This window comes from Nitrogeniibacter aestuarii (assembly GCF_017309585.1).
GTDB classification, from domain to species: domain Bacteria; phylum Pseudomonadota; class Gammaproteobacteria; order Burkholderiales; family Rhodocyclaceae; genus Nitrogeniibacter; species Nitrogeniibacter aestuarii.
The window spans coordinates 2,774,323-2,798,656 of sequence record NZ_CP071321.1 but is presented as its reverse complement, the minus strand read 5'-3'; the positions used below and the strand labels follow the sequence as shown (position 1 = coordinate 2,798,656).

Sequence of the window (24,334 nt, the reverse complement as noted above, 5' to 3'; positions counted from 1 at the left end):
GCGCGGGGATGACTATCAAGGTACTGATCTGCGACGATTCGGCACTGATGCGATCCATGCTCAAGAGCGTGGTCGAGGCTCAGTCGGACATGGTCGTGGTCGGTCTGGCGCCGGACCCCTATGTCGCCCGGGAGTTGATCAAGGAAACGAATCCGGACGTGCTCACCCTGGATATCGAGATGCCCAAAATGGACGGGCTCGATTTCCTCGAAAAGATCATGCGTCTTCGACCGATGCCGGTGGTGATGATCTCCACATTGACGGCGGCCGGCTCCGACGCAACAATTCGCGCCCTTGAACTGGGTGCAGTCGATTTCGTGATGAAACCGCGTGCCACCGACCCGGACGCTTTGGCAGCGTCAACGGCTGAAATTGTTGATAAGATTCGGACGGCATATCGGGCCCGGGTGGGGCGACCGCGTCTGGCCACGAGCCAGGGCAAGTCGGCCGCCTCCGATACGTCGCGGCTGCCGGACCTGCCACCGCGGGTGGTCAGCGAGCGACTGATCTGCATTGGTGCGTCAACCGGCGGGACCGAGGCGATCCGCCGGGTCATTTCGCAATTTCCTGCGCAGTGTCCGCCCGTGCTGATGGTGCAACACATGCCCGAGATGTTTACCGGCTCATTCGCGAAACGACTGGACAGTTTGTGTGCTATCAACGTAAAAGAAGCGGAGCATGGCGAGCGTATCCTTCCCGGGCACGCGTATCTGGCCCCGGGCCACTCGCACCTGTTGCTGGCCAAGCGCGGTAGCCACTGGTACTGCGAGCTTTCCAAGGCCGATCCGGTCAATCGTCATCGCCCGGCAGTGGATGTCCTGTTCGACAGTGTGGCAAGGCTGGTCGGGCCGGCGGCGGTCGGTGCGCTGCTGACCGGTATGGGTAAAGACGGTGCGCGGGGCATGCTGGCCATGCGCAAGGCCGGCTCCTGGACGGTGGCCCAGAACGAAGAAACCTGCGTGGTGTATGGCATGCCACGCGAGGCCGTGAGCATTGGCGGCGCGGTCGATGTTGCGCCACTGCCCGATGTGGCGAGCCGGATCTGCCGCGAGTTGTCGCGTGGCGGAGCCGCTGGCCGGCAGGTGGGCGCTTAGGAACAATTTTTCGGCACTTTAGGAGGTGTAACCATGGATGTATCGGTGAACAAGGGAGAAGGGTGTGCCGTGCTCAAGCTGGGCGGCCGCTTCGATTTCAATGCCCATCGCGAGTTTCGCGAAGGTGTTGACCGCGCGCTGCAGCAGCAGGGGCGTGTCGACGTCGACCTGGGCGAGGTCGCCTACCTCGATAGTTCCGCGCTGGGCATGTTGCTGATGCTGCGTGACAAGGCCAAGAGCTCCAGTCGTGAGGTCCGCCTGGTCAATGCACGGGGTAGCGTGCGTCAGGTGCTCGAAATCGCAAATTTCGGCAAGCTTTTCTCGATCAACTGAATCGGGTAAGCGCGGCCCCGCAGGGGGCGAAAAAACGCCTGTACCAATTTGGAACAGGCGTTTTTTATGGCCATTCAATTCACGCTAATTCAACGATATAGCCTCAAATTTCCCGCCACTTCATCCTAAAGAAACGGTGAATCGGACCGTAATCCGGCTTAACGGTGCCTGCTATTTCACAACATAAAGGCGCCGAAAACGCTGAATGGTGGAGGAAAGACAATGGGTATGACTCTGGTGTGGGTGCTGACCTGTGCCTTGATCGCAACGTTAGGGGTTGCGGTCTCTGCAGTAAGTGGGGCGGATGTGTCGGTGACCTTGATCGCCGGCCATGTCGTGGTCGGTGCGGTTGTTGCGGGTGTGCTGGGCGTGCTATTCAAATCGCGTGTCGGCGAACCGCTTCGTCAACTCACGGATGCGTTCGTTCGCATGTACAAGCAGGGCGACCTGTCCCATCGGGTGAGCCTCGGTTCAGGCCCGGTCGGCGACTGCGGTGAGCGCTTCAACGACTTGATCGGCAGCTTCCAGGGCATCATCGGCAAAGTGATCTTCGATGCCAACCGGGTGGCCGAATCGGCCGACCAGATGTCTGCGCATGCCGACATGGTGGCTGAAGGGTCCCAGACGCAGCGCGGTGCTTCCGAGAGCATGGCCCGCGCCATTGAAGAAATGACCGCCGGCGTCAATGCCGTGGCCGAGCATGCCAGCCAGACCGCCCGCAATGCCCAACAGGCCCGCGAGCTGTCCCTCGAAGGCGGCAAGATCGTCATCAGCGCCTCCGAAGAGATCGAGCGCATTGCTCGCTCGGTTGAGCAGTCGGCACAGGTGATCAGTGCCCTGGGTGAGCGCTCCGAGGCCATCAGCGGCATCGTCAAGGTGATTCGCGAGATCGCCGACCAGACCAACCTGCTGGCACTCAATGCGGCGATCGAAGCAGCCCGTGCGGGCGAGCAGGGTCGCGGTTTTGCCGTGGTGGCGGACGAAGTGCGCAAGCTCGCCGAGCGCACCTCCACGGCCACTACCGAGATCAGCACCATGATCGAGGCCATTCAGGAAGAGACGCGGACGGCCATCGGCTCCATCGAAGCCGGCTCGGAGCAGGCTCGCTCCGGGGCTGAACTGGCTCGCCAGGCGGCCGGCGCGCTCGAGCAGATCAATCAGGGCGCCACCGAGACGATGGAGAAGGTCGACGCCATTGCCACGTCGATCAACCAGCAAAGTCGCGAAGCCGACGGGGTGGTCACCAACGTGCGCGAGATCATCTCCATGACCGAGCGCAACACGGACGGGGCCGCCAGTACGCAGAAAGAGGCCAAGCGTCTCGAGTCGCTGGCAGCAAACCTGCACGAGATCAGCAACGTGTTCCGCCTGGGGCAGGCCGGTGAGGCCGCCATGAAGGCACATGGACGCATTCCCGAGGCGGCGGTGCGTGGCGCCAAGCTGGTGGGCGAGGTACTGGAGAAAGCCATTGCCAGCGGTCGAATCGACGAGGCTTCACTGTTCGACCGCAATTACCAGCCGATCGGCAACACCAAGCCGCAGAAGTTTTCGACCAAGTTCGACAAGCTCACGGACGATCTCTTCCCGACCATCCAGGAAGCATTGCTCAGGGAAGATCCTGCCATTGTCTACGCCATTGGCTGCGATACCCGTGGCTATGTGCCGACCCACAACAAGGCGTTCTGCCAGCCGCTCACGGGCGACTATGAGAAAGACATGGCCGGCAACCGGACCAAACGGATTTTTGATGACCCTGTGGGCAAGCAATGCGGTGCCCACGAACTGCAGTTCCTGATCCAGACCTATCGTCGCGACACCGGGGAGATCATGCATGACGTGTCTTCTCCGGTTTATGTGAATGGCCGCCATTGGGGTGGTGTTCGCATCGGTTATCGCGCCTAAAGGATCGTCGGAACCCTGCCGTAGATAGCTCTAGACAAGCAAGAGCGAGCGCGGCCTGAACCTGATTCAGGCCCCGCCACCGGAGAGAACAAGATGTCGGATTTGCTGAAAAACATTGATGCACGGACCCGCCTGGCGGGGACCAACAAGCTGGAGATCCTGCTTTTCTCGCTCGGCGAGGATAGCCGGACCGGTCGCCGGGAGACCTTCGGCATCAATGTGTTCAAGGTGCGCGAGGTGATGCGTACGCCGCAGATCACCGCCGCGCCGGAAATGCCGTCCTCGGTCGAGGGTATGGTGAGTCTGCGCGGTGCGTTGGTGCCCGTGGTCGATCTGGCCAAATACACCGGCATCGGCACCGGGACGTCCCGCGACATCATGATCGTCACCGAATACAACGGTCACACCCAGGGCTTCCTGGTCGAGGCGGTGGACACCATCCTCCGGCTCGACTGGTCCCAGATGCGGGTGCCTCCCGACATGCTGGTCGCCAAGATGGGCGGCCTGGTTACCGCCGTCACCGAACTGCCGAACAACGAACTGGTGATGATGCTCGACGTGGAGAAGGTGCTCTCCGAGACCTCTGGCTACGACGACGAGCTCATGTTCAAAGGCATCCAGCCGCTCGAAGAGCCGGATGTCACCGTGCTGTATGCAGACGATTCGTCCGTGGCCCGCAACCAGATCGAGCGCACGCTGAATGTGCTGGGCGCACGTGGTGTGGCCTGCGTCAATGGCCGCGTCGCCTGGGACGAGCTGACCAAGATTGCTCACGTGGCCGACAGCCAGGGCCGCAAGGTCAAGGAGTTCGTGCGGGTCATCCTGACGGATATCGAGATGCCCGAGATGGACGGCTACATCCTGACCAAGAAGGTGAAGTCGGATCCGCGCTTCGAGGGTATCCCGGTGCTCATGCATTCCTCGCTGTCGGGGATGTCGAACCAGCAGCTGGGCCTGTCGGTGGGCGTGGATGAGTACGTACCGAAATTCGAACCCCAGCGTCTGTCCGCGACCCTGCGACGTCTGCTCAGCAAGCACGACGAAGACGCTGCGGCAGCCTGAGAAGCGAGGGAATTCAGACCATGAGTGAAGTGGCGACAAAAAAAATGAGTTCAGTGCTCGATCAGGCCGAAAAGAACCTGCTCGACGCCGTCGATGCCCGTACCACGCTGGCCGGCTCCAATCGAATGGAGATCCTGCTGTTTTCGCTCGGTACCGGTGAGACCTTCGGCATCAATGTGTTCAAGGTCCGCGAGGTCTCCAAGACCCCGTTCATCACCAAGGCACCGAACATGCCCAATGGCGTGGAAGGCCTGATCTCGCTGCGCGGCAACGTGATTCCCGTGCTTGAGCTCTCGAAGGTACTCGGGCTGCGTCGGCCGGATGGCGGCCTCGGGCAGTCGATGATGGTGACCGAGTACAGCAAGCGCACGCTGGGCTTTCTGGTCGATGAGGTCGATCGCATCATCCGTGTCGAGTGGGACAAGGTCCGCACGCCGGACAACGTGTCCACCGGCACCCAGAGCTACATCACGGCCATTACCGAACTGGCGGACGGCACGCTGGTGTCGATCCTCGATGTGGAGACGATTCTGGCCAACACCTTCGGCGAGGCCATCATCGGCAACATTTCGCCGCTGGGCGCAGAGCACGACGTGAATGTGTTCTTCGTCGATGACTCGGCCGTGGCGCGCAAGAAAATCGCTGAAGTGCTCGACAAGCTGGACGTCAAGCACAAGCACGCACAGAACGGCTTCGAGGCCTGGACCCGTCTCGAAGGCATGGCCAAGCACTCCCAGGCCAGCGGCCGACCGCTCAAGGACGAGGTGGACCTCATCCTGGTCGATGCCGAAATGCCGGAGATGGACGGCTACGTGCTGACCAAGAACATCAAGGAAGACTCACGCTTTGAAGGCATCCCAGTGGTGATGCACTCGTCGCTGTCTTCCGAAGCAAACCGGGCCATGGGCAAGCGCGTCGGCGTCGATGCCTACGTGGCCAAATTCGATGCAGACAACCTCGCGGACACACTGCGTCCGCTCTTGCTGCGAGGCCGGTGAGCGGTATCGGGCGCAAGGACATACACCGGAGAAAACTATGGCAGATCCCAACATGAAATTTCTCGTCGTCGATGACTTTTCCACCATGCGCCGTATCGTGCGCAACCTGCTTAAGGAGCTGGGCTTCACCAATGTGGATGAAGCCGAGGATGGTGTGGTCGCACTACAAAAGCTCGGCAGCGGAGGTTTCGATTTTGTCGTGACCGACTGGAACATGCCGAACATGGATGGCCTGACGCTGCTGCAGACCATTCGCAAGACACCGAATCTGAAGGACCTTCCGGTGCTGATGATTACGGCCGAGGCGAAGAAGGAAAACATCATCGCTGCCGCCCAGGCCGGTGCCAGCGGTTACATCGTCAAGCCTTTCACTGCCGCGACCCTCTCCGAAAAACTGGAGAAGATCTTCGAGAAGATGGGGAAGCAGGCGGCCGCCTGATGGCCACGCACTGAGAGGAGGCCGACAAAATGACAAAACGCGTGAATTTCGACGACGCCGGAGACTCCGCGGACCTTCAGGCGCTGTTCGACAGTATTGCAGGCAGTCCGCCGGAAGAGGAAAAACCCAAGCTCGAGGTGGTCGAGCCCAAGGCAAGCACCGGCAACGATTCGGACGAGCTGCAGTCGCTCTTCGATGCGGTGGCCGATGAATTCGAAACCGATGACGTGTCGGTCGAGGCTGTCGCAGCGGAAGCTGCACCGGAACCCGAGCCCGCTGCCGCGGCGCCTGCGCCCGCAGCCAAGCCGGCCGCATCCGTGCCTGACAACGGTGGCGATTCCGATGAATTGCAGTCGCTGTTTGACTCCGTGGTCCAGGAATCCGCCCATCAAGATGTCGCACCGGCGGCCGACAGCGTGCCTGTCGAAGCGCTCGCCGCGGACGCCACCGCCGGATCGTTGATGGAGGAGGCCATGGCGGCCGGCCTCTCGCCCGAGCACAGCTGTGACATCGTCTATCAGAAGATCGGTCAGATGACGCGCAAGGTGCACGACGCCCTCTCCGAACTGGGATATGACCAGGCGCTGCAAGATGCCGCCGAGGTGATGCCAGACGCCCGCCAACGCCTCAACTACATCGCGCAGATGACGGAACAGGCGGCCAGCAAGGTGCTCAACGCGACCGATATCGCCAAGCCGATGCAGGACCGCATCGAGAATGGCGCTGTCGATCTGAAGAGCCAGTGGGACAAGGTATTCAACAATCAGCTGTCGGCGGACGAGTTCAAGTCGCTGGCCGAAAAGACCCGGGACTTTCTGGGTGCCACCATCGAGGACAGCCGGGGCACCAATGCCCAGCTGACCGAAATCATGATGGCGCAGGATTTCCAGGATCTGACCGGGCAGGTGATCAAGCGCGTGGTCGAAATGGCGCAGATGGTCGAAGGCCAGCTGCTGGGTGTGCTGATCGAAACCGCGCCCGAGGACAAGAAGCCGGCCAAGAAGGTGACGGGCGACGAAGGCCTCATGAACGGGCCGGTGGTGCAGTCCGAAGGCCGGGACGACGTGGTCACCAGTCAGGAGCAGGTCGACGATCTGCTCGAGTCACTGGGTTTCTGAAACAACAAGAATCTGAAACGCCCCGGCGCATGTGTGCTGCGGGCGGTGTCATAGCGGAGCGAGAACAATGAGTGATTTCGCTGGAATGGAAGACCTCCTGCAGGACTTTCTCGTCGAGGCAGGCGACCTGTTGTCCGATGTGGATAACAAGCTCGTCGATCTTGAGCGGGCGCCCGACGACGTCGGTCTGCTCAACGAGATTTTCCGCGGGTTTCATACCATCAAGGGCGGCGCCGGTTTTCTGAATGCCACCAATCTGGTGGAACTGTGCCATCTGACCGAGAACCTCTTCGACAAGCTGCGCAATGGCGAACTGAAGGTCAATCCCGAGATCATGGATGCCATCCTCTCGGCGACCGGCTCGGTACGCGACATGTTCGGCTATCTCGAAGGTGGTCAGCAGCCCCCGGCAGCGGATGAAGGCCTGATCGACAGTCTGCGTCGCGCCCTGGCCGGTGAGCTGGACGGTGCCGATGAAGACGCCCCGGCCGCCGAGGCGCCTGCTGCTCCTGCGGCCGCTGCCTCTGCCGCGAGCGAGGGCGGGCCGAACTGGGATCAGCTGCATTCGGCAGTGACGGGCGTGCCCGCCACCACCGCACCCGCTGCCAGTGCAGCCAAGCCAGCGCCGGCGCCGGTCGTTGAAGCGCCTCCGGCTCAGCCCAAGGAGCCGCCCGAGCAGATCATCAAGGCCGCGGTGGGCCGACGCGCCAGCGACAAGCCGGGCTACAGTGGCCCGAGCGGACGGCGCGAAGGCGAAAAGCAGCGCGACAACTCCATCCGCGTCGATACGACCCGTCTGGACCAGGTGCTGAATCTGTCCGGTGAAATCGGGCTGACCAAGAACCGGCTGAACGCGCTGCGCAGCCAGATTCTCAACGGTGACAACGACAACGACACCCTGCATGCGCTCGACGTGGCGGTCAGCCAGCTCGACCTGCTGGTGTCCGATCTACAGAACGCGGTCATGAAGACCCGCATGCAGCCGATCGGTCGTCTGTTCCAGAAATACCCGCGTATTGCCCGCGACCTGGCCCGCAACCTGGGCAAGGATGTGGAGCTGGTGCTCGAAGGTGAAGAGACCGAGATCGACAAGACCATGATCGAGGATCTCTCCGACCCCATCATCCACCTCATCCGCAACGCGGTGGATCATGGCGTGGAAGGCAAGGACGAGCGCAAGGCCAACGGCAAGCCGACCAAATCGATTCTCAAGCTCACGGCCCGTCAGGAAGGCGACCACATCATCATCATGGTGGCGGACGACGGTCGTGGCATGAACGCCGAGAAGCTGCGCGCATCGGCCGTGTCCAAGGGCCTCATCACCGATGAGGAAGCCAACACCATGGACGAGCGCCAGAGCTACAACCTGGTGTTCCTCCCGGGCTTCTCGACCGCAGGTCAGATCTCCGACGTGTCGGGTCGCGGTGTGGGCATGGATGTGGTGCGAACCAACATCCAGAAGCTCAACGGTGCCATCGACATCAAATCGACCCAGGGGCAGGGCACCAGCTTCGTCATCAGCCTGCCGCTGACGCTGGCGATTCTGCCGGTGCTGCTGGTCCGCCTCGGCGACCAGCCGCTGGCTGTGCCCCTGTCGATGGTGCGCGAAATCCTGCCGATCGAGGCCGAAGAGGTTCAGGAAGTGGGCGGGCGCGCCACCATGGTGGTGCGCGGCGAGGTCTTGCCGATCCTCCCGCTGGCCAACCTGCTCGGCTGGCCGCAGGACGCACAACCGGAATACGGCGTGCTCATGCAGACCGCCGAGCAGAGCTTCATCCTGGCCATCGACAGCTTCGCGGGTCGGGAGGATGCGGTGATCAAGTCGCTCGACGACTTCCGGCCGAACGGTGTCGCCGGTGTGACAACGCTCTCCAACGGACAGATCGTGCTGATCCTCGACATGAAGGAACTGCTCGGTAGCCCCAACGAACGGCACGGTGTGCCACGCGCTGAACTGATCAAAAGGCCGCTGCTGGCTGCCTGATTCAGCGCTCAAAGGTGTCTCCTCGCACGCCCCGCAGGTCTTGACGACCTGACCGGGGCGTGTTCTTTTGTGTGACATGGTTGTTACGTGCGAACCATTAAACGCTCGTATGATCCGACCAGAACAAGAGATTTTGAAGGCACCCCAACATGTCAGATTTCGACTTCGACGCTTGGGCCAATCTGGCCAGACGCAGCCCTCAGGCCTATTTCCGGGCCCGTGAGCGTTATATCAACAGCGTGATCGACAGTTTCCCTGAAGAAGAGCAGGCGAGCCTGCGCGAGTTTCAGGGCGAGATCGACATGATTCGGGCCAATGCCGGATCGCCCATGCGGGCGACGCGCGAAATGATGGAGATGATGTCCGATCGGCTCGAAGCCATGACCTCCCGTTTCGTCGCACTCAAGCAGGCGGCGCGAGAGATGGAGCATCTCAACGCGCATCTGGTCGATCTGTATGCCCACACGCCCGACCTGAAGCCGATTGACGTTCGCCGCAAGACAGAGGACGAGTAAGGACAGGCATCCGGCGCCCCACCTGTTTCACCCCGTCATTGACCATCGCAGCGCGCCTTGGGCGGTGCGTTGCCGATCGCCCGATGAGATGATCCGGCCCCGACGTTCAGGACTTTGACATACGCCATCTGGGTGCATACATTCGCTGCTGATCCCCGAGGCGGCCTGGTTGCCCAGGCCGCGCGGGCGGATAGTGATCGCGCCGTGGTCAGACACGTGATCCGGTGCAACGACAGCGGGATAGCAGGCGACAATGCAAGGACGAGCACTCAGGACACACCTTGTCGGGACGGTTCAGTGGCGTGATCTCACGGCCCTGAGCCGGCTCGAAGTGGCGCACGAACTGCTGCTGTCGCTTCCATGGCTGCTCGCCTCCTGGGTCGCTGCCGACCATGCGTGGTATCCGCTGGCGCTCGGCTGCTCTTTCATGTTCTTCCTCACCGGGCTGCGTCAGGTTCACAACGCGTTTCACTACGCACTCGGAATCAGTCGTCGCGCCACCCACTGGGGCATGCTCTGCCTCAGCGTGCTGATGCTCGGATCCATGCACGCGGTGCAGATCAATCACTTGCGCCATCATCGGTACTGCATGACGGCGGAAGATGTGGAGGCCATGAGTGCAAGACTGCCCTGGTGGAAAGCCATTCTCGTCGGCCCCGTCTTTCCCTTCATGTTGCACCTCAAGGCGATGGAGGTGGGCGACGGACGGCAGCGGGCGTGGATCACTGCGGAACTGCTGCTGAATGTGCTCGTCGTCGGGCTGGTCTTTGTGCTGCTTGATGTGTCGTGGCTCGAGCATCACGTGCTTGCCATGGGCGCAGGGCAGTGCCTGACGGCTTTCTTTGCGGTCTGGACGGTCCATCACGATTGTGACGATCATCCGTTGCAGGCAAGGACGGTTCGCGGCAAGCTCAAGGCCATGCTCACCTACAACATGTTTTTCCACGTGGAGCATCACCTGTTTCCGGCGGTGCCGACCTGCAAGCTGCGTGTTCTTGCCACGCGTCTCGATGGCACAATCGACAACATGCCGCTCAAGCAGGTTTTCTGAAAATTGCTGCGAACGTGCGTCTTCTGGTCGCGACCATGCGATTAATGACTCACGGGCTGAACGTGCTCCCGGTCCAAGTCACGGACGCCGAATGCTCAGCGCGTGCCATAAAAAAACGCCACCGACATCGGTGGCGTTTTTCGTTCCGGCGTGGTGGTCGTCAGGCCGTCACGGCCAGCAGCTTGGCGAACGCCTCTTCGAACTGCTTGACGCCGGCCGCTTGCAGGCTTTCGCCGACCTCGGTCATGTCGATCCGGTAGCAGGCCAGGGCTTCGTACTGGGCGACAGCCGCGTCGAGATCTTCATCCAGCCGTGCCGCGACCTGACCGTGATCGATCAGCGCTTCAAGGGTGGCGTCGGGCACGGTGTTGATGGTGTCGGGACCCATGACCGGCTCGACGTAGAGCAGGTCGCTGTAATCGGGGTTTTTCGTGCCGGTGCTGGCCCAGAGCATGTACTGGGGGCGTGCGCCCTTGTCGCGCAGTGCTGAAAAGGCCGCGTCCTCATCGTAGCGCTCGCAATACATCTGGTACGCCCGCTTGGCCATGGCCACTGCACTGCGACCGCGCAGGGCAAGGGCCTCCGGTGTGCCGATGGCATCGAGCGCATTGTCCACCGTGGTGTCGACACGGGACAGGAACACGCTGGCAACCGAGTAGATGCCCGAGATGTCCTGGCCGGCATCGGCACGTTTCTTAAGACCGGCCACGTAGGCGTCGGCAACCGACTGAACATGCGCCAGCGAGAACATCAGCGTCACGTTCACGCTGATGCCGTCGGCAATGACCCGCTCGATGGCACGCACGCCAGCCGCGGTGGCCGGGATCTTGATCAGCAGGTTGCGGCGATGGACGGCCGCATGCAGGCGGTGTGCCGCCGCCACGGTGCCGTCTTCGTCATGGGCCAGATCGGGCGAGACTTCCAGGCTCACGTAGCCGGCGTCACCGCCGGATTCGGTCCAGGTATCGAGCAGTTCGTCGCAGGCGGCCTGCACATCGGGGATGACCAGCGCTTCGTAGCGCTGTTCGGCCGTCAGGTTCTGCTGCTTGAGTTCGGCCAGATCGTCTTCGTAATACTTGCCGCCCGCAATGGCCTTTTCAAAGATGGCCGGGTTGGTGGTGACGCCGGCGACGCCATCCTCGCGCACGAGGCGCGCCAGATGGCCTTCGCGCAGGAGGCTACGGGACAGGTTGTCGAGCCAGATTTGTTGGCCCAGCTTGCGGACTTCAAGCAGACGATTCATGGCAAACGGGTTGTGCAATGGAAAGCGACCATTGTGCCCGGTTTTCGGTTTCAACCGTAGGTCAGTCGTTTGATCTGGGTCAGTCAGGCCCCGAATCGGGCCATGAAATGGCGGTCGATACGGTCTTTCCAGCGCCACACCCAGTTGCCCCACCAGCCGAAGGGCCCCCAGGCCGCCATGGCGTGATGATCGCCGGTGCTGATCAAATACAGTGCGCGGCGTTGAGGCGTCCATGGCACAAGCGGCTTGCCGGCCATGGCGGCGCGAAGGTTTTCCGCCAGTGGCGGTCCGGCACGTACGGCAAAGACCCCGGACTTGGGCCGTGGGTCATGGTAGGCGGCAATATCGCCTGCCGCGAACACATGCGGGTGGGAGCGTGACTGCAGGCTTTCGTTGACCTGGATGAAACCCCGTTCGTCGGTGGCCAGTCCTGCGGTTGCTGGCCACGATTGGGCGGCTGCACCGGTGACCTGCAGCACGTGAGCGGCACTGACTGTGGAGCCGTCGTTCAGCTCGACGCCGTTGCCGGTGACGCGCTGCGCGCGGCGCTCGCCGATCCACTTGATCTGCTGGTTGCGCAGCAGTTTCAATGTCCGGCGGCGAAGCAGGGGCGGGAGGCCGTCGAGCGGCAGCGCGTCGCTGCCGATCAGGGCAATGGGCGTGGCGCTGAACCGATGGCGCAGGGCAAATGCCAGTTCGACGCCGGCGGCGCCGGCGCCGACGATGGCGATCGGGTTTGTTGGCTTGTCCTGCAGCAGCGGCAGCAGGTGGTTGATGCCGCCGATGAACTCCTCGATGGGGCGGACCTGCAGGGCGTGGGATGACGCGCCGTCGATGCTCTGGTGTGCCGTCACCGGCCCGACGTCGATGGACAGCCAATCGAAGGATGCCAGCGTGCCGTCTTCGCACAGCACACTGCAGCCGTTGAGGTCGAGGCCCACAGCCCGCGTCTGCACGAAGCGACAACCGGCACGGTCACTCAACCGGGTCAGGTCGATCGCGCATTGATCGAGCTGATAGTGGCCGGCGATCCAGCCCGGCAACATGCCCGAGTAGATCTGGCGTCGATACGGGGTGATGAGCGTGACTTCGACGTCGTCGAGCGGGGTGTTTGCCAGTGCGTCGAGCACGTGCACATGGGCGTGGCCGCCCCCGAGCAGAACCAGCCGTTTCACGGCCTGGGCTCGAAGCGGATGTCGGCAAATCGTGCCTGCACGGCCCCGTCGGTATTGTCGGTGTCGGCACCGAGTGCGATTCCGGTCACCGGAGGGGCATCTTCGCCGAATGCCGCCTTGAAGTCCGCGGCCAGATCTCGTGTCTCGGTGACCCATTGACCGGCGCGGACATCGCCCTGTTGCAGCACGATCATCCTGACCCGGTCCGTGTAGGGATTGGGACCAATCCGCCCGACCGCGTCCTCTGTACCCCAGACATAGCACAAGGCCGCGGTGGGCAGCTCGGCCCCCCAGAAGGTGCGCGCCAGATCCATCCGCGCCCGCTGTCTGAGCGACAGCTTGCTCTCGTCGTAGTCGAAGAACACATACAGCCGGGCCGCGTAGTCGTCGGTGCCTTTTGATTCCATCGACGAGCCCGGAACGGCGTTCGAGACCTTCCACCGCCACGCCAGCTGCTGGTCGGGCGACACCGGTGCATTGAGGGTGTGGACGAGACTCGAGGCGCTGTCCCGAGAGGCCGCCTGAAGGACTGACTCATCGCCATCCCGGACCACCGAGAACTCGGTGGCCGGCTCGTCCTTGTTGATCTGGGTGTGCACCCAGCCGGCCGGTGGCGCACCGGGTGGAGTGCCGGACCATGAGGGCGGCTGGCTGGTGGCGGCGCAGGCCAAGGACGCACTCAGCAGTGCAATCGGAAAAAGTCTTTGAGCGATCATGTGGTGAGCGGGAGTTTGGCTTGGTTCAGTGCGAGAAAACGCGGCAGGTCTTCAGGTCGGTCGAGATCCCAGTGGGCGTCGAGTTCCGCCCAGCGGACGGCGGCTCGCTGCAGCTGGCGCCGGGTAGTCGCCATGACTTCGGAACCGCCCCAGGGCACATTCTGGAACGCCGATCTTTCAGGTCGGTTAAAGCCCGTGAGCACGTAGCCGCCGTCTTCGGCAGGCACGAAGACAGCGTCGTGTGTCCTGAGGGTCTGGGCGGCTTGGGCCAGTGTCTTGCCTTCGAGCGCCGGACAGTCGGTCCCGATCAGAATCAGCGGGCCGGCCGGGCAGTGGTGTTCGAAGGCATGGAACATGCGCTCGCCCAGGTCACTGCCGCGTTGTTGGCGACGTTCGAGGCCAAGTCGCGTGGCCAGGTGGTCGAACAAGGGGTGCCCGGTATCGTCGGCACACCACAAGGTGACCGGTCCGATGTCTGCAGCGACCGCCATCTCCAGGGTGCGGGCCACCAGTGTGGCATGCAGTTGTGCTGCGCCCTCCGGCCCGAGGGCCGGAATCAAACGGGTCTTGGCGCGGCCCGCTACCGGCGGCTTGGCAAAGACCGCAATCTGGACGTCTCGTCGGGTCATGGGCCGTACCCGTACTGACGGGCCAGCGAGACCGGATCGGCCCCCAGGGCGTAGGCCGCCCTGAGTCGCCACATCAGGGCAATGGTCTTCCAGACCCCGTGTTTCTCCCATCGGCGCCCGGACGTGACGACGCGGCGATCGAGACAGACCGGACGGGTAATGCGTTTGAGGGCGCGGCTCAGCGCGATGTCTTCCATGAGGGGCTGCTCCGGATAACCGCCCACGGATCGAAACGCATCGCGCTTGCAGAAGATGGCCTGGTCGCCGGTGGCAATGCCGGTCAGACGTGAGCGCCAGTTCATCATCTGTGCCACGACACGCAGCATGCGATGCGCCCCGGTGATGCGCACATCGAAGCGCCCCCAGGTTTCGCCCAGGCCGAGCGCGTAGCGAATGCTGGGAATCGCGGCCTCGGGCAGGCGGGTGTCCGCGTGGAGAAAGAGCAGAATGTCGGCTCGCGCATGCAGGGCACCTGCATTCATCTGACAGGCGCGGCCGCGCGGGGCACTGATGGCCAGATCGCAGCCCGCTCTGGCCTGGGCCAGGGTGGCATCACAACTGCCACCATCGACCACGATCACTTCGGCGCCATGGGCGCGAAGCGTCTGCAGGGGAACGAGCGCTTCGGCGATCGTTTCTGCTTCGTTGAGCACGGGCATGATGATGGAGACGGTGGGGCGGCTCGGTTGCATGGTGCTTCTGCCAAATATCAGGAGCAGTCGCCAAGTGCGACGGATTGAAGGATCCGGCCAGTGCGGGCGTCTTCGACATAGGCGGCAAAACCGCCGGTGCGCTCGCCGGGGAGAAACTGCAGTTGCGTGTCCAGCGTGCCCGATGCCGGCAGGTCATGGACCTCCCAGTCCCGCACCACGTAGTCATGGTGCAGCGTGCGGCCGTCGTTTTCACCCGCTTCGACACGACTTTGGTGCCCGTGTTCAAAGCGCGCCACGATCAGTCGGGCCGCGCGGTCGGGCGGCGCGCTCACCTGCGCATTCAGACGTGTGCCTGTTGCGCCGCTGTCGGCACGCAGATGGATGCGTGCGGTCGCCGGTTCGTTCGTCTGCGCGCTGGACAGCGGATCACCGCCGCGCCAGGCGCGCGCGTCGCGCCCGTCCACCAGCACCTGAGGCGTATAGATGGTGCCCGCTCCGGTCTGCCGCGCCCAGTCGCGCTGACGCTGACTGTTGCGCGGTTCGGCAAAGCGATCCTTCCAGCCGATGTAGTCCCAGTAGTCCACATGAAAGGCGAGGGCGACCACGTTGTCCCGCCCTTTGAGCGAGCTCAGCCACCGGTCTGCCGGCGGACAGGAGCTGCAGCCTTCGGAGGTATAGAGCTCGACCAGGGGGGTGTGCGTTTTAGCGCTCGTGGCCTCGCAGGTGCCGGCCAGGACGGCGGGCGCTGCATTGATCAGGGCGAGTGCGGCAATCCATGTTCTAGCGCGCATCGTTGAGCCTCCAGTCGTAGTTCAGGTAGTCAATCGTGAAGTCGCCGCGGCGCAGCCGAGCGGCCTCTTCGGGCGTGTCTGCCAAGGCGTCGGCGTAATGGCCGAAGGTGGCCTTGAGTGAATCGAAACCGCGATGCCCTTTGTCGAAATCGCCCGCGTACCAGTCGAAGATCTTCGATACATGCAGTGTCCCGGTCCCGGCATCGAAGCGGTTGCGACTGCGGTCGCGCAGGAAGCGCTGCATCTGGTCTTCAAGCTGGGCGTCGAGCCGTGTCGCCACGTAGGCTTCGTTGCGCAACATCGGACAGCCGATGGAGGCGCAGACGACGGCGGCATGGATGCGCGGATCATCGAAGGCGCCGGGCGCGCGAATGCGCTCGTGCTCGATGCCGTCGAGGGTTTCCTTCTTGCCCAGTAACTCGAAGAAGGGTTTCTTCCAGGGCGACGCGAGGAACGAGCCCAGGTCCTTGATCGAATCCAGTTTGGGGTATTCAGTCAGGATCAGTTCAATGGTGAAGGCGTTGTACGCGTTGATCAGAAAGGCGAGTTTCTGGTCCTTCGCCCAGGGGGCGTATTCCTGACGCGATACCGCGCTGAGGCTGGCCAGATACGCCTTCAGTTCGGCATGGTCCTGCTTGGCCTGCGCGTACTTGACGCTCGATGCCGTGCCCTGTTTGTTGACCACCACGAGTTTTCCCAGCAGCGTGTTCCACGCCTGATGTGTGTGATCGAAGGCCTGGGCGCCGTGGGCGAACAGACTCAATGCCAGTGCGGCAATACCTGCGCGGATGTATTTCATTTCTGGCTCCCCTCGCCGCGACGCCACGCGTGAAAGCGTTCGACCCATTCGAGTAGCTTCTGCGGGGCATGAGCACGTTTCCACTCACCGGCCACGTACTTGTTGGCTTCGGCGAGCGTCGGATAGATATGAATCGTGCCGAGTATCTTGTTCAGGCCGATGCCATGCTTCATGGCCAGTACGTATTCGGCAATCAGGTCCCCAGCGTGTTCGCCCACGATGGTGACGCCCAGGATGCGGTCCTTGCCCGGTACGGTGAGCACCTTGATGAATCCATGGGCTTCCGAGTCGGCAATGGCGCGGTCCAGATCGTCGATGCCGAATCGGGTGAGTTCGTACTCAATGCCCTGTTCGCGGGCCTCCTGCTCGTTGAGACCCACCCGGGCCACTTCCGGCTCGACGAATGTGGCCCAGGGGATGACCGAGTAATCGGCCTTGAAGGTCTTGAACGGGTCGAACAGCGCGTTGACCGCGGCGTACCAGGCCTGATGCGCCGCCGTGTGGGTGAACTGGTAGGGGCCTGCCACGTCGCCTGCGGCATAGATATTGGGATAGAGGGTCTGGAGAAATTCGTTGGTGTCGACCGTCTTGCCGGTCGGAATGCCCAGATCCTCCAATCCGAAACCGGTGAGGTTGGCCGCACGCCCGAGGGCCACGATGACCTGATCGAAGGGGATGCGCACCTCTTGGCCATCCTGTTCGGCAATCAGCACTTTTTCGCCATCTTCGACCGTGAAGGCCTTGGCCTTGGTGCCGATGCGCACATCGATGCCCTCGCGGATGAAGCGCGCCATGACGGCCTCGGAGACGTCTTCGTCCTCGCGGGCCATGATGCGCGGCATCATCTCGACCTGGGTCACCTGACTGCCCAGCCGCGCAAAGGCTTGTGTCAATTCGCTGCCGATGGGACCGCCGCCCAGAATCAGCAGGCGGCGCGGCTGCTCACGCAGGTTCCAGAGGGTGTCTGAGGTCAGATAGCCCACCTCATCAATGCCCGGAATCGGCGGCACGAAGGGACGCGCACCGGTGGCGATGACGATCGACCGGGTGGTCAGTGTGCGCACCGTTCCATCGGATTCGGTGATCGCCACCTGCCATGGCGAGACAATGCGGGCCGACCCTTCGACCACATCCACGCCCAGCCCCTCATAGCGCTCTGCAGAATCATGTGGCTCGATGGCAGTGATCACCGACTGCACGCGCTCCATGACCCGCGCAAAGTCCACCTTGGCTTCCGCCGCGTCGATGCCGAACTCGCTGGCGCGTTGCACATGCGACAGGAACTTGGCCGAGCGGATCAGCGCCTTTGATGGCACACACCCGGTGTTGAGGCAATCGCCACCGAGTTTGTGCCGCTCGACGAGCGTCACCTTCGACTTGACGGCAGCTGCAATGTAAGCCGTCACGAGGCCCGCCGATCCGCCGCCGATCACCACCAGATTGCGATCGAAACTCGAGGGCTTGCGCTCGCTCCAGCGGGCGAATACCTTTCGCGCCTTGACTGTCGCCACGATCCGCTTTGCGATCAGCGGGAAAATGCCCAGCAGCACGAACGAACCCACCAGCCCCGGCGAGAGGATGCCCGCCAGCGACTCGATCTGCCCGAGTTGCGTGCCGGCATTCACATAGACCAGCGTGCCGGCCAACATGCCGAGCTGACTGACCCAGTAGAACGTGGTGGTGCGAATCGGTGTCAGTCCCATCACCAGATTGATGACGAAGAAGGGAAACGCCGGTACCAGGCGCAGGGTAAAGAGGTAGAAGCCGCCTTCTCTCTCGACACCCGTGTTGATGGCCTTGAGACGGTCGCCGAAGCGCTTCTGCACCCAGTCGCGCAGCAGAAAACGCGAGGCCAGAAAGGCGAGCGTGGCGCCGATGGAAGAAGCGAACGAGACGATCAGCACGCCCCACCACAGGCCGAAGATCGCGCCGGCCACCAAGGTCAGTACCGCAGCCCCCGGAAAGGACAGGGCGGTGACGACGACGTAGATGAGGAAGAACAGGCCGGCCGTCAGCACGGGGTTCTCCGCGCGGTAGGCTTCAATGGCCGCTTGCTGCGCCTTGAAATAGTCAAGGCTGAAGAAGCGCCCCAGGTCGAAAATGAAGTAGCTCGCGATCAGCAGTGCGAGCACAAAGATGAGTCCGAGTTTTTTCTTGTCCATGGCCGTTGTCCGGCTCCCTGTGCAGTGTTCGGTTCGTGGTTTTTGTTGCTCTGACTCAATAGACTGCCCGGAGGCGCAAAACCTGACATCATTCACACAGAAAATTCAAGCAGGACTTTTTGCTGCGCACAAAATCCTGTAGAATGAGCCCCTTATCAATGCCGCGCTATGTCACTGTGTGATGGTAGTGCGCACCGGGTACCGAGAGGTGCTGTCTTTTTCGCCGGTACGGGTTTGCATGCCCGGCATCCAGGCGATCTGAGTCGGGTTCAGTCCCGCCCCACAAGAGCTGGAAGTCGTTCCGCTCTGTCTGTCGGTTGCCGGCGTCGAGCCGCAACTGCCTGCGTCACTGTTTGACCGCGTGTCCCGCCGTTTGCGAGACGCGCAGATCTCTTTTCGCGCCTTGCCGTTGGAGAGGAGATCAACTCGTATTCAAATTAAGGAGAGCAAAGCCATGGCAAAAGAAGATCTGATCCAATTCGAAGGTACGGTCGAGGAAGTGCTGCGTGATGCCCGTTTCCTCGTGAAACTGGACAACGGCATGGACGTCGCGGCCTATGCGTCCGGCAAAATGCGCAAGTTCCGCATCCGTATTCTCGCCGGCGATCGCGTCACCCTTGAAATGTCACCGTATGACCTGACCAAGGCGCGTATCTGCTACCGTCACAAGGAAGTTCGCCGCGCGGCTGCGTGATCGGCATGAGCTTCAACAAAAACGCCCGGCAATGCCGGGCGTTTTTGTTTGTGGGCCGCGAACTGCTCAGAAGCCGTACAGTGCGCGAACGCCGAAGGCGTAGATGCTGTCTTCGTCGTCGTTGGCGCCCGGGCGATGAACGAACTGCAGATCCGGCGTGAGTGACAGGTGGTCGTTGACAGCGTAGCGGTAGTACAGCTCGGCCACCTGCTCGGCACCGCTGGCATCGTAGCCATAGTCCTGGAGGCTCGCGGAGGTGCGTCGGAATTCCTTCGATGAGCGCAGCCAGCCCCAGGCCAGACCGATTCCGTCGTCGTCGCGTCCCCAGCCCGCGCCGCTGAATTCGCCGCCCAGCGTCAGCGCCCGGTCGAAAGCGACTTTGCCTGAGAAATTGTGCCCGTAGCGACCGAAGAGGGTCAGCATCGCGCTGACCTGCTGGTCGAATGAGATGCCAAGTCCGGTGTTCTTGCCGACGGAGCCATCGAAACCTTCGTACTGGCCGTTGTGCCAGGCATAGACCCGGTAGCTGCCTTCGCGCGCCTCACCGCGCGGGCCGAACTCCACCTGTGCGATGTAGAAGGGCTGGGTGAAGCTGCGCCCGAAGGTGGCACCGTCACCGGCGCCATATACCGCGCCCGAGACGCCCCAGCCGGAGCCAGCGCCTTCCTGGCTGTAAGCCACTCGAAGGCCGGGGGTGAAACCGTATTCGTCGGCACCCACGGCACCGCCCGAGTCCAGCAGCGGGTTATGCACGAATACGTTGTTCATGAACTTCTCGACTTCGTTGTCGGCCGCGGCGTTCTGGTCGAAAAAAACGAAGGGGTCCTGCTTGCCGACGGTCACGGCCAGATTCTGGCCGCTGTCAGCACCGCCAATGGCCGTGTCGAGCTGATAGAAGGCCTGCGCGATGATCGCGTTCGCGTTGGCTGCGTTGACGTCGGCTTGTTGAAAACTGGCTGTGTTGAGCGTGCCGGTGAATGTTGCGGGCAATTCGCTCGGGCCTTCGCCCTGACCGGCACGCAGCTGGACAAAGAAGGTCCCGACGGAATTGCCCACCTGACCGGCCGGGAGGGTGATGCCCAGATCGCCGCGCCAGTTGGTGTGTGTTTCATCGTGGTCGTCGGCGGTGGCGCTCTGAATCACACCGACCACGTTACCCTCGACTTCAATGCCGGACAGAAACTCGTTGACGCTGCCGCCCGTGGCCTGAGCGGTTTCAAGGGCTTCGACGCGCTTTGCCAGCGGCGCATTCGAGTCGGCTGAGGGTGTTTCGCTCAGTCTGGCTTCAAGGTCAGCGTTGCGTTGTTCCAGGCTTTCGACGCGGGCAGCGAGTTTTTGCAGCATGTCGATCAGTTCTTGCTGGCTGGGCTGCGCGGCGGAGGCCGCCATGGGCGCTGCGCAAAGTGCTGCCATGATGGCAGTTCGAATCGGGGTCATGAGACAGGTACTCCAAGAGCGGATACGTAAGTTTTTATGGATGATAACGCAAATGCGAACAATTCGTGTTAACTAATCCGGCTGTCGGTTTCGCTCGATCTTGTTCGGGAGGTGTTCCATGGTGCGAGACCGTTCCGTCGAAAACTGCCTGCGGCAGCCAGAATGCGGGGGTTCGGCAGCCGTTCAGCCGCCGCGTCGCCGTTGTTGATGAACCGCCTTTCGCGCCTCGGTCAGCAGGGCATCCACGGTGTTGTGGCGCGAAGGGTCGAATTCGACAGCCACCCAGAGGAAGTTGATACGCGCTTCGGGCGGCAGGCCCACGTTCTCTGCACTCATGAGGGCGGTGAATCGTTGGGCGCACTTGCCGGCGCCGTCAGCTCCCGTGTGTGAGAGCAGGAGGGCGAACTCGTTTGAGTCGAGCCGGGCGAAAAGGTCCGATTCACGAAAACCGGCCTTCATGGTCTCGGCAAACGTCGTGAGGCCGAGTTCCGCTTCGGGGCCATGTGCATCGGACTGCGTGTCGAGCGAAAACATCACCAGGGTGGCTGACATGCCATGACGGATGCACTGACTGAGGCAGCGCTGTGCCATTGCCAGAAAGCCTTTGCGATTGGTAATGCCGGTCAGTTCGTCCGTCGTGCTCGGGTGCATGATGAGCAACTCGCGCTCCACCATGGCGGCGAGGTCTTTGAGCGCGCTGCGCTCATCATCGGTGAGGCCTCGAGGGTCGTGATCGATGATCGCCAGGGTGCCGAGCCGGCAGCCGTTGCCGGCCTTGATCGGACAACCGGTGTAGAAGCGGACCCGTGGCTCCCTGGTCACCAGCGGATTATCGAAAAAACGTTCGTCATGCAGTGCATCTTCGACGACCAAAGGGTCGTCGTGCAGGATGGCGTGCGCGCAGAAGGAATAGGCACGGGGCGTCTCGCGGGCGGCAAGGCCCATGCAGGACTTCAACCACTGGCGGTTTTCGTCAATCAGGCTGATGGCGGCAATCGGTACGCGAAACATCCTGCGCGTGAGCCGGGTCAAGCGGTCGAAACGCTCCTCTCGAGGGGTATCGAGCACGTTGAGCGCCCTCAGGGTGCTCAGGCGCAGGTCTTCGTTCGGAGGTCGTGGCGCTTCTTTCACGATCATTGCTCGCAGTTAGCCGCTTCTGTGGGGCTTAACGGCAATGAAATCCGTTTACTTGAACCGGCACTGTCCGGGGATCAGGGGCGAGCTTGCGCGACGGTGTGCTCTGGGCCGCAGGCGATGCGCTCGTAGTAGGAGCCGTGAGCGTCGCTGCCGGGTGGCCAGTGGGCGAGAAAATGCGCTGTCCAGGCGGAGCTGTCATAACGCAGGGCAATGGCATCAATGTGAATGGTGTCTTCGACAACGCCATACAGGTTTGACCAGGGTGATGGCCGGGTGCTGATGCGGGTCACGACACCGTGCAATTCACCCTTGAAATTGGGCATGCCGGCGGCGCCGTTGTTGATGATGATCCGGCCCGGGCCGATACGCGCGCATGCCGGCAGGCAGGTGTGGCTGCTGGCGAAGACCTGGACCCGGGCTGCATCAAAGAGCTCGGTGAATGCGCCATGCGTGTTTGGGTCCCCCAGACGAGCAGCATCGAAATCCCAACCGGCGAGGCTTTGAGCGTCACCATGGACCACGCCGACCGTCAGGTTGCCCACGCGATAGCGACGTACCATGGGCAGCGTCTCGAGTTGTCTGAGCACGTCCGGATGGCCCTGTGCCGTGCGTCTGAGTCGGGCGTGAATCCGGTTGGAACGGGCGACCACCTCGTCACTCACGGTGTCCGGGTAGGCACAACCGCAGCCTGTTTCATCGTCCGGCCCGAAGAGTTCGGCCTCGACATTGCCTAGGGTGGCATCGTGCTTCAGTACCGTGTTGTTGATCTGACGAAAGTCTTCGTCGCCCACGTTGAACCAGTTGAAATCACCGTTGAAGCACACGCGCGGTGAGCCCGTCTCTTTGGCCAGGAGCGCGTCCACCGCACGGAGCGCGAACGGATTGCCATAGAGCCCCCCAACCACGTAGAGCGTGTCGAGGGCCTCTGCGTGCGCGTTCGCAATGGCCGCCGGGCCATAGCGATAGCGAAGCGGGCAGCTGCGGCCGGCGCCACTCATGCCGCTTGCGTCCGCGGACGATGCAGCCCCAGGGCGAGCGGGGCGAGAAAACCCACGGTGCACAGGGTGAGCCCATAGAGGTTGGTCCCCAGCAACAGGCCGTACTTGCCTTCGCCAATGGCCCAGCCGGCCGGAATCTGGCCCAGTGCCAGCAGGATGCCCAGCCCCATGCCGGTCCAGAAAGAAAGATGGAAGGACAGGGGCGAATGCGATACCCAGCGGGAGAGCAGGAACACGGGTGCCAAGCCGATGACCATCGTGCCCGACAGGGTGGTCGCCTTGAGAATATCGGTCCCGGCGATCATCGGCAGGTTGCCCAGCAGCGCGAACAGGGTCATGGTGACGACGCCATTGCGAATCGCGCGTTGGCCCGGGGTGCGACCGGCCAGCAGCGGTAACTCATGGGCCACTGACTTGGACAGAGATGTAAACGTGGAGTCCAGCGTTGAAGCGGCCGACGAAATCATGACCACGGCCATGGCGAAGAAGCCGGCCGTGCCAAGCACGCGCGCCACCTGGGCGGGGGCATTGCCGTTGGCTGCGATTCCTTCGAGGCGGGCATGCACCCCGACCAGGCTGAACGCGAGAATGGCCAGAAACCCGAGCACGCCGGCAACCACGAAGGCCTTCAGCATGGTTTTTTCGCGGGTGATGAACCCGCGGTCGGTCAGCACCGGATCGTGGAAGGGGTAGGAGAGCACCTGAAGCAAGGCCACCAGAAGCAGATCGGCACCGGCATCGAGCGCGAACTCGCCCTCGGTCAGCAGACGTGTCGCACCATGCTCGGGCACGATCCAGATGAGCACGAGACCGAGGAACAGCACGAACACCACGGCCTGAATCACGTCGGTGAAGATCGAACTGCGCAGCCCGCCCTTGAGGCTATAGACCAGCACGGCCAGGGTGAAGAGCAGGGCCGCGCCAATGAAGGCTGCAGAGCCGGCCTCCCCGTAGTAGCCCCCGACCACCGCGGTGTTACTCCACACTTCGTTGTACAGGCGGATCAGAATGGCAGCGGAGAAGGCCAGCGCTGCCCCACGGCCGTATTTGCCCATCAGGAAGCTCACCAATCCGGTGGCCCCCTCGCGCGTGCGCAAACGGTAAATGACCCACCCGGCGAACGGGATCGACAGCCAGTAGGTGGCATAGGCAAGGCCGCCGACGACGCCGTACGCGGCGCCAAGGTTGGCAGCGTTGGTGACCGACTTGGCGAAGATCCAGCTGATGAAGATGCTCATCATCAGTGCCCAGCTCGAGGCGGGGCGACCGTCGGCGTCAGTGCCCCGGAAGAAGCCACCCTCGTCCTTGACCCGCGGGGAAATGGCGTACATCACCACCCCGAAGACGATGAGAAAGCCCCAGAAAAAGACACCCTGGAAATCACTGGACTGGTTCATGATCCGC

At 62.4% G+C, this 24,334-nt stretch carries 23 protein-coding genes; 11 read left to right on the top strand and 12 right to left on the bottom strand.

Translation table 11 applies throughout. The features are described from left to right. Positions 1-8: 8 nt before the first annotated feature. The 10 genes from J0W34_RS12930 (at position 9) to J0W34_RS12885 (ending at position 10,496) form a co-directional block, all read left to right on the top strand. Complete coding sequence (locus J0W34_RS12930; RefSeq protein WP_227814105.1) at positions 9-1,094, top strand: protein-glutamate methylesterase/protein-glutamine glutaminase; 1,086 nt, start codon at positions 9-11, stop codon at positions 1,092-1,094. 33 nt (positions 1,095-1,127) lie between these two features. Further along, positions 1,128-1,427, top strand: coding sequence for an STAS domain-containing protein (locus J0W34_RS12925; RefSeq protein ID WP_230969056.1), 300 nt, complete (start codon positions 1,128-1,130; stop codon positions 1,425-1,427). Positions 1,428-1,649: 222 nt separating this feature from the next. After that, a complete protein-coding gene (locus J0W34_RS12920; RefSeq protein ID WP_227814107.1) occupies positions 1,650-3,329 on the top strand; it encodes a methyl-accepting chemotaxis protein in 1,680 nt (559 codons plus the stop codon). Positions 3,330-3,422: 93 nt separating this feature from the next. Next, positions 3,423-4,391, top strand: a complete 969-nt coding sequence (locus J0W34_RS12915) for a chemotaxis protein (RefSeq protein ID WP_227814108.1) — start codon at positions 3,423-3,425, stop codon at positions 4,389-4,391. Positions 4,392-4,435: 44 nt separating this feature from the next. Next, positions 4,436-5,389: a chemotaxis protein gene (locus J0W34_RS12910; protein ID WP_227814109.1), complete on the top strand. Its 954-nt coding sequence runs from the start codon at positions 4,436-4,438 to the stop codon at positions 5,387-5,389. A 37-nt stretch (positions 5,390-5,426) separates the two neighbouring features. After that, positions 5,427-5,828: a chemotaxis response regulator CheY gene (cheY, locus tag J0W34_RS12905; RefSeq protein ID WP_227814110.1), complete on the top strand. Its 402-nt coding sequence runs from the start codon at positions 5,427-5,429 to the stop codon at positions 5,826-5,828. Positions 5,829-5,857: 29 nt separating this feature from the next. Continuing rightward, complete coding sequence (cheZ, locus tag J0W34_RS12900; RefSeq protein WP_227814111.1) at positions 5,858-6,946, top strand: protein phosphatase CheZ; 1,089 nt, start codon at positions 5,858-5,860, stop codon at positions 6,944-6,946. A gap of 67 nt (positions 6,947-7,013) precedes the next feature. After that, positions 7,014-8,930, top strand: a complete 1,917-nt coding sequence (locus J0W34_RS12895; RefSeq protein ID WP_227814112.1) for a chemotaxis protein CheA — start codon at positions 7,014-7,016, stop codon at positions 8,928-8,930. A gap of 149 nt (positions 8,931-9,079) precedes the next feature. Continuing rightward, positions 9,080-9,445, top strand: coding sequence for a DUF3135 domain-containing protein (locus tag J0W34_RS12890; protein ID WP_227814113.1), 366 nt, complete (start codon positions 9,080-9,082; stop codon positions 9,443-9,445). A 253-nt stretch (positions 9,446-9,698) separates the two neighbouring features. Then, positions 9,699-10,496: a fatty acid desaturase gene (locus J0W34_RS12885; RefSeq protein WP_230969055.1), complete on the top strand. Its 798-nt coding sequence runs from the start codon at positions 9,699-9,701 to the stop codon at positions 10,494-10,496. Between the two features lie 160 nt (positions 10,497-10,656). Here J0W34_RS12885 and tal read toward each other — a convergent pair whose 3' ends face one another. The 8 genes from tal to J0W34_RS12845 form a co-directional block, all read right to left on the bottom strand. Beyond that, complete coding sequence (gene tal, locus J0W34_RS12880) at positions 10,657-11,739, bottom strand: transaldolase (protein WP_230969054.1); 1,083 nt, start codon at positions 11,737-11,739, stop codon at positions 10,657-10,659. 83 nt (positions 11,740-11,822) lie between these two features. After that, positions 11,823-12,914: an FAD-dependent oxidoreductase gene (locus J0W34_RS12875; protein WP_230969053.1), complete on the bottom strand. Its 1,092-nt coding sequence runs from the start codon at positions 12,912-12,914 to the stop codon at positions 11,823-11,825. After that, positions 12,911-13,630: a DUF3047 domain-containing protein gene (locus tag J0W34_RS12870; protein WP_230969052.1), complete on the bottom strand. Its 720-nt coding sequence runs from the start codon at positions 13,628-13,630 to the stop codon at positions 12,911-12,913. The genes J0W34_RS12875 and J0W34_RS12870 overlap by 4 nt, the downstream gene beginning before the upstream one ends. Then, positions 13,627-14,259 (bottom strand): TIGR04282 family arsenosugar biosynthesis glycosyltransferase, encoded by a 633-nt coding sequence (locus J0W34_RS12865; protein WP_230969051.1) that lies wholly within the window; start codon positions 14,257-14,259, stop codon positions 13,627-13,629. The genes J0W34_RS12870 and J0W34_RS12865 overlap by 4 nt, the downstream gene beginning before the upstream one ends. Further along, the gene (locus tag J0W34_RS12860) at positions 14,256-14,951 is read right to left on the bottom strand and encodes a TIGR04283 family arsenosugar biosynthesis glycosyltransferase (RefSeq protein ID WP_230969050.1); all 696 of its coding nucleotides are present in this window, start codon (positions 14,949-14,951) and stop codon (positions 14,256-14,258) included. The genes J0W34_RS12865 and J0W34_RS12860 overlap by 4 nt, the downstream gene beginning before the upstream one ends. Before the next feature lie 17 nt (positions 14,952-14,968). Next, positions 14,969-15,703, bottom strand: a complete 735-nt coding sequence (locus J0W34_RS12855) for a DUF1223 domain-containing protein (protein ID WP_230969049.1) — start codon at positions 15,701-15,703, stop codon at positions 14,969-14,971. Continuing rightward, positions 15,693-16,502 carry a DUF547 domain-containing protein gene (locus J0W34_RS12850; RefSeq protein WP_230969048.1) on the bottom strand — a complete coding sequence of 270 codons (810 nt, stop codon included), beginning with the start codon at positions 16,500-16,502 and terminating at the stop codon, positions 15,693-15,695. Before J0W34_RS12850 ends, J0W34_RS12855 begins: the two co-directional genes overlap by 11 nt. Beyond that, a complete protein-coding gene (locus tag J0W34_RS12845; protein ID WP_230969047.1) occupies positions 16,499-18,664 on the bottom strand; it encodes an FAD-dependent oxidoreductase in 2,166 nt (721 codons plus the stop codon). The genes J0W34_RS12850 and J0W34_RS12845 overlap by 4 nt, the downstream gene beginning before the upstream one ends. Positions 18,665-19,118: 454 nt before the next feature. On the opposite strand from J0W34_RS12845, the gene infA reads away from it, so the two are divergent. After that, positions 19,119-19,358, top strand: coding sequence for a translation initiation factor IF-1 (gene infA / locus J0W34_RS12840; RefSeq protein ID WP_227814132.1), 240 nt, complete (start codon positions 19,119-19,121; stop codon positions 19,356-19,358). 66 nt (positions 19,359-19,424) lie between these two features. Here infA and J0W34_RS12835 read toward each other — a convergent pair whose 3' ends face one another. The 4 genes from J0W34_RS12835 to J0W34_RS12820 form a co-directional block, all read right to left on the bottom strand. Continuing rightward, complete coding sequence (locus J0W34_RS12835; RefSeq protein WP_230969046.1) at positions 19,425-20,795, bottom strand: carbohydrate porin; 1,371 nt, start codon at positions 20,793-20,795, stop codon at positions 19,425-19,427. A gap of 183 nt (positions 20,796-20,978) precedes the next feature. Then, entirely contained in the window at positions 20,979-21,932 is a 954-nt protein-coding gene (locus J0W34_RS12830) for a sensor domain-containing diguanylate cyclase (protein ID WP_230969045.1), read from the bottom strand. 74 nt (positions 21,933-22,006) lie between these two features. Then, positions 22,007-22,930 (bottom strand): hypothetical protein, encoded by a 924-nt coding sequence (locus tag J0W34_RS12825; RefSeq protein WP_230969044.1) that lies wholly within the window; start codon positions 22,928-22,930, stop codon positions 22,007-22,009. After that, positions 22,927-24,327 (bottom strand): sodium:solute symporter family transporter, encoded by a 1,401-nt coding sequence (locus J0W34_RS12820; protein WP_230969043.1) that lies wholly within the window; start codon positions 24,325-24,327, stop codon positions 22,927-22,929. The genes J0W34_RS12825 and J0W34_RS12820 overlap by 4 nt, the downstream gene beginning before the upstream one ends. Positions 24,328-24,334: the final 7 nt, after the last annotated feature.

Bases quoted from the DNA above. Each gene is read 5' to 3' on its own strand.
- J0W34_RS12930 (WP_227814105.1), top strand. From the start codon at position 9: ATGACTATCAAGGTACTGATCTGCGACGATTCGGCACTGATGCGATCC.
- J0W34_RS12925 (WP_230969056.1), top strand. From the start codon at position 1,128: ATGGATGTATCGGTGAACAAGGGAGAAGGGTGTGCCGTGCTCAAGCTG.
- J0W34_RS12920 (WP_227814107.1), top strand. From the start codon at position 1,650: ATGGGTATGACTCTGGTGTGGGTGCTGACCTGTGCCTTGATCGCAACG.
- J0W34_RS12915 (WP_227814108.1), top strand. From the start codon at position 3,423: ATGTCGGATTTGCTGAAAAACATTGATGCACGGACCCGCCTGGCGGGG.
- J0W34_RS12910 (WP_227814109.1), top strand. From the start codon at position 4,436: ATGAGTTCAGTGCTCGATCAGGCCGAAAAGAACCTGCTCGACGCCGTC.
- cheY (WP_227814110.1), top strand. From the start codon at position 5,427: ATGGCAGATCCCAACATGAAATTTCTCGTCGTCGATGACTTTTCCACC.
- cheZ (WP_227814111.1), top strand. From the start codon at position 5,858: ATGACAAAACGCGTGAATTTCGACGACGCCGGAGACTCCGCGGACCTT.
- J0W34_RS12895 (WP_227814112.1), top strand. From the start codon at position 7,014: ATGAGTGATTTCGCTGGAATGGAAGACCTCCTGCAGGACTTTCTCGTC.
- J0W34_RS12890 (WP_227814113.1), top strand. From the start codon at position 9,080: ATGTCAGATTTCGACTTCGACGCTTGGGCCAATCTGGCCAGACGCAGC.
- J0W34_RS12885 (WP_230969055.1), top strand. From the start codon at position 9,699: ATGCAAGGACGAGCACTCAGGACACACCTTGTCGGGACGGTTCAGTGG.
- tal (WP_230969054.1), bottom strand. From the start codon at position 11,739: ATGAATCGTCTGCTTGAAGTCCGCAAGCTGGGCCAACAAATCTGGCTC.
- J0W34_RS12870 (WP_230969052.1), bottom strand. From the start codon at position 13,630: ATGATCGCTCAAAGACTTTTTCCGATTGCACTGCTGAGTGCGTCCTTG.
- J0W34_RS12865 (WP_230969051.1), bottom strand. From the start codon at position 14,259: ATGACCCGACGAGACGTCCAGATTGCGGTCTTTGCCAAGCCGCCGGTA.
- J0W34_RS12860 (WP_230969050.1), bottom strand. From the start codon at position 14,951: ATGCAACCGAGCCGCCCCACCGTCTCCATCATCATGCCCGTGCTCAAC.
- J0W34_RS12855 (WP_230969049.1), bottom strand. From the start codon at position 15,703: ATGCGCGCTAGAACATGGATTGCCGCACTCGCCCTGATCAATGCAGCG.
- J0W34_RS12850 (WP_230969048.1), bottom strand. From the start codon at position 16,502: ATGAAATACATCCGCGCAGGTATTGCCGCACTGGCATTGAGTCTGTTC.
- J0W34_RS12845 (WP_230969047.1), bottom strand. From the start codon at position 18,664: ATGGACAAGAAAAAACTCGGACTCATCTTTGTGCTCGCACTGCTGATC.
- infA (WP_227814132.1), top strand. From the start codon at position 19,119: ATGGCAAAAGAAGATCTGATCCAATTCGAAGGTACGGTCGAGGAAGTG.
- J0W34_RS12835 (WP_230969046.1), bottom strand. From the start codon at position 20,795: ATGACCCCGATTCGAACTGCCATCATGGCAGCACTTTGCGCAGCGCCC.
- J0W34_RS12830 (WP_230969045.1), bottom strand. From the start codon at position 21,932: ATGATCGTGAAAGAAGCGCCACGACCTCCGAACGAAGACCTGCGCCTG.
- J0W34_RS12825 (WP_230969044.1), bottom strand. From the start codon at position 22,930: ATGAGTGGCGCCGGCCGCAGCTGCCCGCTTCGCTATCGCTATGGCCCG.
- J0W34_RS12820 (WP_230969043.1), bottom strand. From the start codon at position 24,327: ATGAACCAGTCCAGTGATTTCCAGGGTGTCTTTTTCTGGGGCTTTCTC.